Origin of the sequence: Kocuria sp. HSID16901 (genome assembly GCF_003989425.1) — a bacterium.
GTDB classification, from domain to species: domain Bacteria; phylum Actinomycetota; class Actinomycetes; order Actinomycetales; family Micrococcaceae; genus Rothia; species Rothia massiliensis.
Window position 1 is genome coordinate 350,857 of the sequence record NZ_RBLM01000001.1, and the last position, 13,841, is coordinate 364,697.

General features: G+C 62.1%; 11 protein-coding genes. 8 read left to right on the forward strand and 3 right to left on the reverse strand.

Annotated elements, in window-relative coordinates; translation table 11 throughout:
• Nucleotides 1-24: 24 nt before the first annotated feature.
• From guaB to D8M21_RS01730, 7 genes are all read left to right on the forward strand, one after another.
• A complete protein-coding gene (guaB, locus tag D8M21_RS01700; protein WP_126855600.1) occupies nt 25-1,569 on the forward strand; it encodes an IMP dehydrogenase in 1,545 nt (514 codons plus the stop codon).
• A 39-nt stretch (nt 1,570-1,608) separates the two neighbouring features.
• Nucleotides 1,609-2,742: a GuaB3 family IMP dehydrogenase-related protein gene (locus tag D8M21_RS01705; RefSeq protein WP_048682628.1), complete on the forward strand. Its 1,134-nt coding sequence runs from the start codon at nt 1,609-1,611 to the stop codon at nt 2,740-2,742.
• An 87-nt stretch (nt 2,743-2,829) separates the two neighbouring features.
• Entirely contained in the window at nt 2,830-3,840 is a 1,011-nt protein-coding gene (locus D8M21_RS01710) for an SURF1 family protein (RefSeq protein ID WP_126855602.1), read from the forward strand.
• Nucleotides 3,830-4,393: a DUF3817 domain-containing protein gene (locus D8M21_RS01715; protein ID WP_048682622.1), complete on the forward strand. Its 564-nt coding sequence runs from the start codon at nt 3,830-3,832 to the stop codon at nt 4,391-4,393. Before D8M21_RS01710 ends, D8M21_RS01715 begins: the two co-directional genes overlap by 11 nt.
• 99 nt (nt 4,394-4,492) lie before the next feature.
• Nucleotides 4,493-6,091, forward strand: coding sequence for a glutamine-hydrolyzing GMP synthase (gene guaA / locus D8M21_RS01720; RefSeq protein ID WP_048682619.1), 1,599 nt, complete (start codon nt 4,493-4,495; stop codon nt 6,089-6,091).
• A 209-nt stretch (nt 6,092-6,300) separates the two neighbouring features.
• On the forward strand, nt 6,301-10,593 hold the full coding sequence (locus D8M21_RS01725; RefSeq protein WP_048682618.1) for a hypothetical protein: 4,293 nt from the start codon (nt 6,301-6,303) through the stop codon (nt 10,591-10,593).
• Complete coding sequence (locus D8M21_RS01730; protein ID WP_048682616.1) at nt 10,590-10,880, forward strand: hypothetical protein; 291 nt, start codon at nt 10,590-10,592, stop codon at nt 10,878-10,880. The genes D8M21_RS01725 and D8M21_RS01730 overlap by 4 nt, the downstream gene beginning before the upstream one ends.
• 8 nt (nt 10,881-10,888) lie before the next feature.
• On the opposite strand, the gene D8M21_RS01735 is transcribed toward D8M21_RS01730, so the two are convergent.
• The 3 genes from D8M21_RS01735 to D8M21_RS01745 all read right to left on the reverse strand — a co-directional run bounded on the left by D8M21_RS01735 (nt 10,889) and on the right by D8M21_RS01745 (nt 12,624).
• Entirely contained in the window at nt 10,889-11,515 is a 627-nt protein-coding gene (locus D8M21_RS01735; protein ID WP_161970364.1) for an SAF domain-containing protein, read from the reverse strand.
• Between the two features lie 189 nt (nt 11,516-11,704).
• Nucleotides 11,705-11,953: an FmdB family zinc ribbon protein gene (locus D8M21_RS01740; RefSeq protein WP_048682613.1), complete on the reverse strand. Its 249-nt coding sequence runs from the start codon at nt 11,951-11,953 to the stop codon at nt 11,705-11,707.
• A gap of 53 nt (nt 11,954-12,006) precedes the next feature.
• On the reverse strand, nt 12,007-12,624 hold the full coding sequence (locus tag D8M21_RS01745) for a 5-formyltetrahydrofolate cyclo-ligase (RefSeq protein ID WP_048682610.1): 618 nt from the start codon (nt 12,622-12,624) through the stop codon (nt 12,007-12,009).
• A 185-nt stretch (nt 12,625-12,809) separates the two neighbouring features.
• Here D8M21_RS01745 and galU point away from each other — a divergent pair, with 185 nt between their 5' ends.
• Nucleotides 12,810-13,724, forward strand: coding sequence for a UTP--glucose-1-phosphate uridylyltransferase GalU (galU, locus tag D8M21_RS01750; protein WP_048682607.1), 915 nt, complete (start codon nt 12,810-12,812; stop codon nt 13,722-13,724).
• Nucleotides 13,725-13,841: the final 117 nt, after the last annotated feature.

Below are 13,841 nucleotides of genomic sequence, written 5' to 3' on the forward strand. Positions count from 1 at the left end.
CAATCCTTCGGTGCCGATGCCGAGATGCGAGACGCGAAAGGTTCACCACCCTTGAATCAGCCCACCGCCCTTTCCGATGATCCCTTCGGCCTGACGGGCCTGACGTACGACGACGTTCTCCTCCTTCCGGGAAATACGAACGTCAATCCCTCCGAAGCGGATACCACCACGCGTCTTTCTAAGCGCATCAACCTCAGGACGCCCATCGTCTCGGCAGCCATGGATACCGTGACGGATTCTCGGATGGCCATCGCGATGGCACGACTGGGTGGCTTGGGCGTCATCCATCGCAATCTGTCGATTCAGGATCAGGCCGAGCACGTGGATCGCGTCAAGCGGAGCGAATCGGGCATGATCACCAACCCGGTCACCATTTCGCCCGAGGCCACGCTTCGCGAACTGGACGATCTCTGCGGTCGGTACAAGGTGTCGGGTCTGCCGGTGGTGGATGAAAAGGGCAAGCTCCTGGGCATCATCACCAACCGCGACACCCGCTACCTTCCCGAGCAAGAATTTGACGAGCGCTTGGTCCGCGACGTCATGACCAAGATGCCGTTGGTCACCGGGCACGAGGGAATGACCAAAGATGAAGCCTTTGGTCTGCTCGCCGCCAACAAGATCGAAAAACTTCCGCTGGTCGACGACGACGGCTTGCTGACCGGCCTGATTACGGTCAAGGACTTCACAAAGACCGAGCAGTATCCGGATGCCACGAAGGACGAGGAAGACCGCCTACGCGTCGGCGCGGCCGTCGGTTTCTTTGGTGACGGGTACGAACGCGCCATGGCCCTCATCGAGGCCGGCGTGGACGCGCTGTTCATCGACACCGCTAACGGACATTCCCAAGGCGTGCTGGATATGATCGCTCGCTTGAAGAAAGACTCGGCGGCCGATCACGTGGACATCATCGGGGGACAGGCCGCAACACGTGAAGGGGCTCAGGCGATCGTCGATGCCGGAGCCGACGCCGTGAAGGTCGGCGTGGGACCCGGGTCGATCTGCACGACGCGCATCATCGCCGGTGTGGGAGTTCCTCAGATCACCGCGATCAACGAGTCTGCCAAAGCGACGATTCCGGCCGGCGTCCCGCTGATTGCCGACGGCGGTTTGCAGCACTCGGGTGAGATCGGCAAGGCCATGGTGGCCGGCGCCGACTCCGTGATGCTGGGATCCATGCTGGCCGGTTGCGACGAGTCGCCGGGCGACTTGATTTTCGTCGACGGCAAGCAGTTCAAGGCCTACCGTGGCATGGGTTCATTGGGCGCCATGCAGACCCGCGGTAAGAAGGCGTCGTTCTCGAAAGACCGTTATTTCCAAGCCGACGTCAAAGGCGAAGATAAGCTGATCCCTGAGGGCATCGAAGGCCAGGTCGCGTACCGTGGGCCTCTCTCGGCGGTCTGGCATCAGCTCGAGGGTGGCCTCCGCCAAACCATGTTCTACGCTGGTGCCATGACCATTGATGAGCTCAAGCACAAGGGTAAGTTCGTGCGTATCACCCCGGCTGGCCTCAAAGAGTCGCATCCTCACGACATCATGATGACCGTTGAGGCGCCCAACTACCGTCGATAGACCCGTCGCGTCGGGCCCATGACGCGCAGAAGGAAAACCGTGTCCTACGACATTCAAATCGGACGCTCGAAAAGCGCCCGCCGGTCCTATTCACTGGACGATATCGCCCTGGTCCCTGCGCGCAGAACGCGGGATCCACGGGACGTATCCACCCAATGGCAAATCGACGCGTTCACCTTCGATACCCCGATTCTTGCCGCCCCCATGGATTCCGTGATGTCGCCTGAGACGGCCATTGCGATCGGCAAGCTCGGCGGTCTTGGCGTGCTGAATCTCGAAGGCCTATGGACGCGGTATGAGGATCCGGAACCCTACTTCGAAGAAATTTCTCTCTTGCCGCGCGATGACATGTCGTACGTGACGCGGCGAATGCAGGAGATTTACGCTGAGCCAATCAAGGCGGAGCTGATCACCGAGAGGCTCGCCCAGATCCGTGAAGCGGGCGTCGTCGTGGCTGGGGCGTTGACCCCGCAACGAACGCAGGAGTTCTACAAAACGGTGGTGAACGCGGGCACTGACGTGTTCGTCATTCGTGGGTCGACCGTTTCCGCCGAGCACGTTTCTCAGAACCAGGAACCTCTGGACCTCAAGAAGTTCATTTACGAACTCGATGTCCCGGTGATCGTCGGTGGCGCCGCCGGATACACCCCAGCCTTGCACTTGATGCGTACGGGCGCGGCGGGCGTGCTCGTCGGGTTCGGTGGCGGCGCTACCACCACGACCCGGCGTGCCCTGGGCATTCACGCGGCCATGGCTTCGGCAATTTCAGATGTGGCTGCGGCACGCGGCGACTATCTGGATGAGTCCGGCGGACGCTATGTTCATGTGATCGCCGACGGCGGCCTTGGCGTCTCCGGCGATATGGTCAAGGCGATGGCCATGGGTGCAGACGCCGTGATGGTGGGCGCTCCATTGGCCCGGGCCACCGAAGCTCCCGGGCGCGGCTACCACTGGGGCCCGGAGGCACACCACCATGAATTCCCGCGGGGGACTCGGACCCCGATGAGCCAGGTGGGCTCCCTCGAGGAAGTCATGTACGGTCCGTCGCATCACGTGGATGGCACCTCCAACCTCATGGGTGCGTTGCGGCGCGCCATGGCCACGACGGGATATTCGAACCTCAAGGAATTCCAACGTTCCGAAGTTCTCCTGACGGGCCGGCCCCAATACTGATAGCCCCGTGCGGCGATCTGTCCGTGCAAGATCGCCGCACTTTCCCGACTTGGGGACGCCTCAAGCTCAACCGATAGACTGGACGACGTGCTCAAATTAGCCTTCACGCCTCGATGGTTAGGGGCGCTGGTGTTGGCCCTCGCCTTGGCCACAGGATTCATGCTCCTGAGCCAGTGGCAACTCGGATCGGCCGATTCGCACCAGATCGATGCCAACCCGGCCAAAGAGACCGCGCGCCCGCTCGACGAGGTTGCCAAGCCTTTGACGCCCGTGTTGGCCAGCCAAGCGGACTCGATGGTCATCGTGAAGGGGCACTATGTCGAGAAATCGAGTCGGCTCGTCGAAAACCGTGTCAATGATGGGACCAAGGGGTACTGGGTCGTCAGCCAGCTTCAGACGGACGATACCGCGACCCAAGGACGCGAAAAGTACTCCGTCGCCGTGGCACGAGGATTTACCACGAACCCCGATCCCCACGCCATCACTCAGGAGCCCAAAGGGCCGGTAACGGTGACCGGCCGCCTGGTGGCGAACGAAGGCCCCGTGACGAGCAAGAAAGCAGGATCCACCGAGGTCTTGGGCTCCGCCGCCACGGCGCAACTCACCAACGTGTGGAATACCCCGTTGTATGCCGGAACCGTCACCGCGACGTCGGAGACCACCGGAGACGAATCGGTTCCCCTGACCGACGACGGAAAAGTGCGCAACGACGCTACGCTGGCTTCTCCACATGACGGCCTCGAGAAGATCCACACTGAGCAAGTCGTGGACCATTCGGTGAACTGGCTGAATATTTTCTACGCCATCGAGTGGGTCGTCTTCGCAGTATTCGCGATCTTCCTCTGGTGGCGGCTGCTCTCCGACGACCACGAACGTCGGACGCATCCAGAGAAGTACTACGAGTTCGCTCCCTCCCACCACGAGAATCTCTTTTTCGAAGAGGAGACGGGGCGTCACTACTATTACGATTCCGAGCACGACCGGTATTACTACTACGACGAACCGGACGCCACGGATTCTTCCACCACGGCCGCATCTGGTCATTCCCAGATGAATACGGCTCACAACCAGCAACGAGGTAATCACGGTGACCGATAACCCCACACCTGAGAATCGACCGAGGCCCGTAGAACGTACCGACGGTAAGCGAGTGCCGCTACCCGAGGAAGCTACGCCTGGCAAAGCCGGACCGGTCCGAGTCACGCGACGCAAATTCGGCGGTACACAGGCTCAAATCCGGGGTGCCCTGTCGATTTATAAGTACTGCGCCTGGATTTCTGGCACGTTCTTGCTCTTGCTCGTCGTCGAGATGATTACTCGTTACGTGTTCGGCTACGACCTGATGGCTGGCGCCACCAACGCAGCGACCGGCGAGAACGTCGCCTTAGGCTGGCTCAACCGGAATACCGGGAACCTCACGGGCGGACTCAACATTTCTACCGGCGTACTGATTGTCCACGGCTGGTTCTACGTGATCTACCTGCTCGCGTGCTTCCGGCTGTGGCTTTTGATGCGGTGGCCGTTGGCTCAGCTGATCGTGATGGCTTTGGGCGGCGTCGTGCCGTTCTTGTCTTTCATCGTTGAACGAAAGATTCACCGCGAAACCGTGGCCCAGGTGGCCGCGAATCCCAAGTCCACCAAGCGGTACTAGCCGTGTGAGGTGAGTCGGGGTGTCCTAGACTGAAGGTCGTGGAGCTCGGCGAACCCGGAGCTACGTGCACGCATCCATTCCAACCACGAAGGTAAGGCAGTGACCCTATCCGAAACCTCGGCACCAACGGAGCTGGAAGAGCGCCCCGTCCTGGTCGTTGACTACGGCGCCCAATACGCGCAGTTGATTGCGCGGCGCGTCCGTGACGCGAACGTCTATTCGGAAATCGTTCCGCACACGATGTCCGCAGAGGACATGCTCGCCAAGAACCCAGCGGCGATCGTCCTTTCCGGCGGTCCTTCGAGCGTCTACGCCGACGGCGCCCCGGCCGGACATCCCGATCTGTACAACTCTGGCGTGCCGGTATTCGGCATCTGCTACGGGTTCCAGGTCATGGCTCAGACGCTCGGCGGAACCGTGGCCAAGACAGGGCTGCGGGAGTACGGCGCCACCGATGCCACCTTGACGGGTGGGGGAGTTTCGTTCCTTGGCGGCACACCGGTGACTCAGAACGTGTGGATGAGTCACGGCGACTCGGTCACCGAGGCTCCCAACGGTTTTGAGGTGCTGGCCAGCACGGAAGGTGCCCCTGTCGCGGCGTTCGTCAACGAGGCTCGGAAGCTTGGCGGCGTGCAGTGGCACCCCGAGGTCAAGCACTCGGACTTCGGGCAGCAGATTCTCGAAAATTTCCTCTTCAACGTGGCGGGGTTGAAGCCCACGTGGACGACGGGCAACGTCATCGACGAGCAGGTCGAGAAGATTCGCCACCAGGTGGGGGACGCCAAAGTGATCTGTGCCCTGTCCGGCGGCGTCGATAGCTCGGTGGCCGCGGCACTCGTACATCGAGCCGTCGGCGACCAACTGACATGCTTTTTCATCGATCACGGGCTCCTTCGAGAAGGAGAACGCGAACAGGTGGAGCAGGACTACGCCGAGACGATGGGCATCAAAGTCGTCACGATCGACGAGTCCGACCGCTTCTTGAACGCCTTAGCCGGTGTGAGCGATCCCGAGACGAAGCGCAAGGCGATCGGCCGCGAGTTTATTCGGTCCTTCGAGGCGGCGCAGCGGAAGCTCGTGGCTGAGGCCGGCGGCTCGGGCGAAGACATTAAGTTCTTGGTCCAGGGGACCCTCTATCCCGACGTCGTGGAGTCCGGCGGTGGCGAGGGCGCGGCCAACATCAAGTCGCACCACAACGTGGGCGGCCTACCCGATGACCTCGCTTTCGATCTCGTCGAACCATTGCGCACGCTGTTTAAGGACGAAGTTCGCGCGATTGGTCGGGAATTGGGCGTTCCCGAAAAGATCGTGGCCCGGCAGCCTTTCCCCGGGCCCGGCCTGGGGATTCGTGTCATCGGCGAAGTGACGCGAGAGAACCTCACGGTCTTGCGTGCGGCCGACGCCATCGCACGGGCCGAGCTGACCCGGGCGGGACTGGATGAAGAAGTCTGGCAGATGCCCGTTGTCCTGTTGTCGCAAGTTCGTTCCGTCGGTGTTCAGGGCGATGGTCGTACCTATGGTCACCCGATCGTGTTGCGCCCGGTGTCTTCGGAAGATGCCATGACCGCCGACTGGTCTCGCCTCCCGTACGACCTGCTGGCTCGGATCTCGAATCGCATTACCAACGAGGTGGAAGAGGTTAATCGCGTGGTGCTTGACGTGACCTCTAAGCCTCCGGGAACCATCGAGTGGGAGTAACAGTCTGGGCCATGCCCGCCGGCTGAATCCCACGGTCTTCCACGGCCCGCTTCGCCCCGTGCGCGGCGGGCCGTGGTGCTTTAAAGGGGATGGAATTCTCTTCGAGTGCGACATCGGAGGAGCGGACCTCATACTATAGATGTGGTGCGCCGGTTTCGGCCGCCCATCGATGTGCGAACACCGTCCGACCACACGGAAGCAGAGGCAACGTGACGAAGCCAGATCCCGCCGAGCAGCACGAGAATGACCCGTCGAAGGACTCGGCGTCGAATTCCTCGCGAACGTCGGTTCCCTGGGCTACCCCACAGCGCGTTGAGACGACGTCGGACGAGACCCTCAACCGTGACGCCTCGCAGAGCGGGGCCAGCGACGACGCGGCCCCGGCGGCCGAGCGCAACGTGCACATCGCCCGGGTCGGAACCGCCGGTGCGGAAGCCGCGGATCCGGGATCTCTCGATTCGATGACGACGTGGGCCACGACGCCGGGCGATGATGCCCCGACCGCCGACTCGCCGCAGTCGGACCATGAAGCGGCCTCGAGGGCAGACGAACGACCCATTGCGGAATCCCGCGTGCGCCCCGAGGAATCTCCCGCAGGGTCACAACCGTCGGTCACAGAGGGGGAGGACTCCGACCCTCAACCCGCCACGGAGAACCCAACGACGGTGGAATCCAACGCCGAGCATGAACTCTTGCTGGAACGGTGGCTACACCAGGTGGACGTGTACACCGGGCCGGACGCATTGCTGGACTTCAACCTGGTCGACAACGTTCACATTGACCTGACGGATTCCAACCCGTCCGGCTATGCGCAGTTGCTGGCTGGTCGCAAGACTCGTCTTTCCACGATCCTTCGCGATCGTGCGACCTTCACCAACGGGGTCCGCGCCGCGCGGGCCATCCGAGCCAAGATCTTTGAATTGGACGCGGATCACGGTCTCGACGCCGGTTACCTCGCGGCGGGCACGGCGTCGTGGTTTGCTTCACGCAACCCCTCGGGGACTCCCGATGGCGCCCGGGGTGAACGCCGCCATATTGCTCCGGTTCTCCTCGCGCCGATTGTCATCAACCCCCACCCGGACGGCGACGACTTCGAGCTGAGGATCAATGGGCCCGCGAGGCTCAATCCGGCAATGGTCCGCCAGTTGCGCCGTGATTTCGGAATCGACCTTTATGTCGAGGGAGTGCATCGTAAAGCGACGTCGGGATCACGCCTCACGCCCGACGCGGTCCTCGAAGCCTTGCGGGCTGTCTGCATGGACGTGCCCGGGATGCACATTGAGGCGCGAACCGTGATTTCCACGTTCGCGGATCTGTCCGACACGGTCGGGTCATTGCCGACTAGCGCGGAATCCGGACTCCTGAGGGACGTTTCCAACCTGAATCGCGCTCAGATCAACAAACCGCGCACTCGGAGAGAATTCGCGACGACGCCGGTGCCGCCCGATGAGGTTAACCCCGCCAACGAGGTCCTGGTTTACGACGCCGACGAGCGCGTGTCCGAGATTGTTCAGCGGGCCCGGGCGGGGGAGTCGATGACCGTGACGGCTCCCGCGGGCACGCAACACCTTCGTGCGGCCTTGAACGTGGTGGCCGGGCTCTTGGCCGAAGGCAAATCCGTCATGGTTTTGGCGGAACGCCGGGAGACCTTGGCGAACGTTCGCCGTCGTCTTGCCGAGCTCGGCCTCGACGATCTCACTTTGGAGATCGGTGAAGAGCATTCGCCGGAGGGCCTCACCAGGGACTTCATCGAATCGATTGTTCGTTATGAAAAGGCCGTGGAGCCGAGGCTCTCGGGACTGCACGAAGACCTCGTAGAGAGCCGCCGCAAGCTCGTCCAGCACGTCGAGTCGCTACGGTGGCGCGACGAGCGCTGGGGCGTTTCGCCTTTGCAGGCGATGCAGACCCTCGCGGAACTCACCTCGCGTGAAAATGCGCCGTCCACCCGGGTCCGATTCAAGCGCGCCGTCATGGACGCCACAGTGGACCGCGAAGAGACCGTGGCACAGCTGGAACGAGCAGCCGAACTGCGAGCCTTCAACCCCACAACACGAACCGCACCATGGTACGGAGCGCGGCTCGTCAACACGGAGGAAACCAAGCAGGCGCGTGCCCTCGTGCGGGAGATCCTCGAGCAGACCAGGTCCTTGCGTTCCGAGATCGGCACCAGCTTCGAGTCGATCGGTCTTTCCCCGGAGAATACGTTGGCCGGGTGGAAGAGGCAGCTGAACCTGCTTGATGGAATCCGAGGCTCGTTGAAGAGGTTTAGTCGGGATATCTTCCTGCGCCCCGTCACCGACTTGATCGCCGCAACCGCCTCGGCGACGTGGCGTCGTGAGCGCGGCATCGAGATGTCGGCGCTCCAGCGCTCGCGATTGCGCCGGGCGGCCAAGGAATACATCGTTCCTCAAGTTCACATCGACGATCTGCACCAGGCCCTCATCACCGTTCAGGAGCAGCGGGAGCAGTGGCAGGAGTGGGCTCTCGAAGGACGAACCGTCCAGTTGCCGGGGCAGCTGGAAGAGATGCTCACTGCCTATGGTCGGTTGTCTGACGACATCAGTGACCTGGCGATCGTGATGGAAGAAAGCCCGTCCCGCAAGGACTACTTCGCCCTCTCCATCTCGGAACTCTTGGAGACCTTCGAGGCGATGGCCAATGATCGCTTTGTGCTGGATACCTTGCCCGAGCGCGATCGCTTGATGCACATTCTTCGGGGCAAGGGCCTCGAAGAGCTGCTGGCAGATCTCGAGGAGCGTCATGTTCCAGGCCCCCAGGTGGGAGCCGAATTGGATCTTGCCTGGTGGCAATCGGCCTTTGAAATCATGTTGGACCGTCCCGAGGTCAACCTCGTCAGCGGGAAGTCGCTGGCCCAGTGGGAGTCCACGTTCCGGCGTTCCGACGCCGCTCACATTGCTTCCGGCCCGTCCCGGGTGCGCTACAGCGCTGCTCGCGGGTGGAATCGCCGGGTCCAGCTGAAGCCGGTCCAGGCGCGTGAACTCCGTCAGATTCTCAAGGGGGCCCCCATCGGGTTGGCGGGATACTTCGACCGTGCCCCAGACGTCGTCGTTGGCCTGCGTCCGCTGTGGCTTTCGAGTCCCTTCGGTGTCGGAAGGGCTCTGCCGTCTTCTGCCCGGGCCGACGCGGTCGTCGTCCTGGATGCGGAGTCCACTCCTTTCGGGACTTGCCTCGCCGCGTTGGCCCGCACTGACCAGGTCGTCGCCTTTGGTGACGAGCACGCTGGTTACCCGCAGCCCTTCATCGTTTCGCCGACGACGGGCGGGGACCAACACGCCTCCACCGATTCCGTCGAGTCTGTCCTGGACGTCTTATCTCAGGTGGTCCCGGGAACCTCTCTTCGTCGAATCCACGAGGCACGCGACCAAACCCTGGTTTCCTATCTGAATCGGGCCTTCTACGCCGGCGAGCTGGAGACCATGCCATACGGCGAAGAAGCGGTTTCGCCGCAGCGGTCCATCGTCGTGGACTATCTTCGGGATCCTCAGCCAGACGACCACGTGGGCGCTCCGATCATTGAGTCTCCCAAGGCTGAAGTCAGGGCCGTCGTGGAGATGGTCTTTGACCATGCGGCTCGCAATCCTCGACAGTCGCTGGCGGTCCTTACGGTGAGCACCCGACACGCGGCCCGCATTGCCGAAGGTGTCCGGTTGGGTCTGGAGAGCCACCCAGAACTTCGGGAGTTCTTCGAGCCCGGATTGGAACCGTTCCGGATCTTGGACCTTGCCCGCGCGCAGGGTGTGACTCGCGATTGCGTGATTTTCTCCCTGGGCGTCGCTCCGGCGGCCGGCTCCCGTGCCTCGCACTTCGGCCAGTTGGCCGAGGAACGCGGTCGCCAGCGGTTCGTTAAGGCGATGACGACGGGACGCTTCCAGACCCGAGTGGTCAGCTCCTTGGATCTCGAGAGTCTCCAGGAAGCCGAACTCACGGGAGGCATGAAAGACCTTGTCGCGTTCTTGGACGAGTACGACAAGGCGCACGAGGGCTCGGATGGTGAGGAGGCCGTCTCCTCCATCCTGACGACGGAACATGCCGGAAGTGACTTCCTCTCCGTGCACGATGTTCAGGAAGAAGAGTACAAATCCGATTGGCTCCTCGCGGACCTGGCACACCGTTTGCGTCGTGCCGGCGCGGAAGTGGCACTGACGCCGGGACAGGAAGTCGACGGCATCGCCACAGCCTCCACCGAGTCGCTGTCAGCGGGGGCCGTGCCTAGTCCTCGCGCTCGGACGGGAGGGGACCGGGACGGACATAGCTCGCATGGCTTGCGTCTTCCCGTGGGTATTTCGACCGATGGCACACCTCGTTACGCCGCGTCGTCGGTCCGGGAACGTTCCCGACTGCGGCCCGAGCGGCTGGAACGGACTGGCTGGAACCACGCATCACTCTGGACGGTAGATGTTTTTACCGATCCTCAATTCGTGGCCAACCGCATTCTGGGATATCTCGGGCTCGAGGCTCCTGCCGCGGAGAAGGACTCGTGACCTCCGGGGACGCTGACTCCTCCAAGCGTTCTGCCGATTCGTCGGGATCCGGTGACGGTGGCAACGGACGAGATCAAGCTCGCCATCGCTACCGTCACAAGGGACCCCGGCGCGCGACCGGCGGAACGGACATCAGCCAGGGCGAACCCGAACGCCTGGCCGGATTCGGGATGGCGTCCTCCGGTGGATTGTCGGCTTCCCTCCCGACAAGGGACGGTGCTTCGCGAGACCAGCTGGATGATCGTGGCCGGTGGATCCTGGAGCAACGACCCCCGCACTGGGGCTGATCTGGTCATCAGTGTTGCTTTCCTGGCTCAGATCCGCTGACGGCCTGGGGACGGGCCACGATCAGTACTTCGTCGGGCGTCGAACCCAGGAGGGCCGCAGATTCCGAGTCGGCTCCCAGAAAGACGACGTTCTTGCCGGGGTCTCCAGAGGCCCACGTCGATGGCGTGTCTTCACTCCTGGAGGACCAAATGAGAATCGCGTCGGTGGTCCGTACTGGTCCGTGATCGTCATGACTCAACACTCGGACGGAGGCTCCCGGGCCCAATAAGGAGACTGCCTCGGGATCCCTGACGCGCACCGCCACGGCCACTAGCCCCTCCGCTAGGTGTTCCGTGAGTTCCGGGGAGACCAGCATGGACGAAAACACAGGTTGATCTCGCATGACCGGTACGGCCAGCGTGCGCTGTTCCACCGACTCGGGATTTGGTGGATCGCGCGGGAGATTCTCCGATAAAGCTCCCATGACCTCCACGGTTTTGAGGTCCGATGACTCGATGCGGTGCCCTATGGGGAGATCCTTGGCGGCCACGACGATGTGGGACCTTTCTGTGGCATCCCGACTGGGCCCGAACATTCCGACGAGCGATGACCCGACGATGAGGAGAATTCCGAGGGTGCGCGAGCGGCGACTCAAACGGCTTCGGATCCTGACACGCAGAGGGATAGTCCTTCGAGGCCGCTGCGAGGGAGGGAATATCTTGGTCCACATGACCCGAGAATCGCATGCTCGGTGATTAGCCGCCCGCGATGCGGTGGCAAACGCCGTCCCACGGTGAATAACTCGTCAACCTGCGACGGGAGAATGATTCTGTGGACGGACCAGTTATTCCCCGGAGGACGCCGTAGAACTCGAACCCGAGCTCGACGACGAACCCGAAACGTTGGAATCGCTCGACTTTGAATCGGTGCTGTAGAAGCCGCTTCCCTTGAAGCTCACACCCACGGTGTTGAACTTTTTGCGAAGGCTCTTCTGGCCACATTCCGGGCATTCGGTGAGCGCGTCGTCCGTGAAGGCCTGACGGATATCGAACGCGTGCTGACAGTTCTTACAGACGTACGCGTAGACGGGCATGAAGGGGCTCCTCGGGAATCCAGGGGGTGTACAGCCCTTTATCCTACGGCTCATCATGAGAGGCTCGTTAACCCGCGTTCGGTGCAGATCTGTCCAACGCGCGCGTCATGAGCCTCTGCCGGCACGGTACCGCTCGGAAAAATCTCCTCCGCGAAACATATGCCTACGTCTGCACCGGGGTTCGGTCCCGCGGCGGCTTCGGCAAGTGCGGCGTCGTAATACCCGCCGCCGTAGCCTAAGCGAACACCGTTGGTGTCGAATGCCAGCGCTGGGACCAGTCGGAGCGCGCAGCCGACGAACGCTTCGGTGGTTTGCCGGGGGCCGATGGGCTCCTCGATCCCGAACGGGCTACGGATCGTCTCGACCTGGGGGCTCCACGCGACCCAGTGCATGACGCGGTGGGGCAAGGTGATCGGCACGATCACGTTCCTCCCAGCGGCGTGAATCTCTGTCAAGGCCTCGTGAAGCGGAGGCTCCGACGGCGTCGGTAGGAAGGCGGCAACCGTTTCTCCGCGCGAGACCTGGCCCATCACCAGGTCGAGCAAGGTATCCCGCCATTGAGCCGCGAGGCGACGTCGGACTGTTCCCGTGGAGTCCGATCTCACGCGCTCCGCCCTCAACTCAAGGACGTCGCGCCTCAATTGCGCCTTGTCGGAGCCTGGATTGGGCATCTGGAGGGACCTTTCCGGACGAATCGATGTAGCCCTCGTCAACCGAGGTGGTAACCCGGAAGATTGTTGGACCGGTGGGAAATACCTTCCGGTGACCATGTCACGGCTATGTTTGGCCGGTGGATTGCCTCGGAAAGGTGGCAAAACTCCCGAATTTTCGAGGGCTCTCAGCTATTCTGAATTGTATGTCCGCAAATGATTCACAAAAACCCGTCACCAAAGCCGTCATTCCGGCCGCAGGGTTGGGTACACGGTTCTTACCTGCCACCAAGGCGAGCCCCAAGGAAATGTTGCCGGTGGTGGACCGGCCGGCTATTCAGTACGTCGTGCAGGAAGCTGTTTCCGCAGGTCTCGAAGACATCCTCATGATTACGGGGCGTTCCAAACGGGCCCTCGAGGATCATTTTGACCGGATTCCCGATCTTGAGGCTTCCCTCAAGGAACAGGGAAAGGATGCCCTTCTCGCATCGGTGGAGCAGGCCACGGCGTTGGGCGAACTGCACTACCTGCGCCAAGGTGACCCCAAGGGACTGGGCCACGCGGTGTTGCGTGCCAAAACCCACGTGGGGGATAACCCCTTCGCGGTGCTTCTGGGCGATGATCTCATCGATGAAAAAGAAGATCTGCTGGAGCGCATGATTACTGCTCAGCAGTCCACGGGTGGCAGCGTCGTCGCCCTCATGGAAGTTCCTCAGGACCAGATCAGCGCTTACGGCTGCGCCGCGGTGGAAGCCGTGGAGGGTGAAGAGTACGTCAAGGTTACTGGCATGGTGGAGAAGCCTAAGCCGGAGGAAGCTCCTTCGAACTTGGCCATCATCGGACGGTACGTCCTGCATCCGCACGTCTTCGATGTTCTCGAGAACACTCCTCCCGGACGCGGTAACGAAATTCAGCTGACGGATGCCTTGGAAACCATGGGGCAGGGCACCGGCGAAGGCGATGGCGTTTACGGCGTCATCTTCAAGGGACGTCGATTCGACACCGGTGACAAGCTGTCCTACCTCAAGGCCAACGTGATCCTCGCGGCAGAACGTGACGATCTGGGCCCTGGCCTGCGGAGCTGGCTTAAGGAGTTCGTGGAGACCCTTCCCGAAAGCTAGGTCTGAACTCACAGCGAACCGCGCGAGGCGGGGCACCCTGGTGGGTTGCCCCGCCTCGTTTTTCATGAATTGGGCACTCGAAAAATTCATGGATGAGGGGCGTGACACACCCTGTTG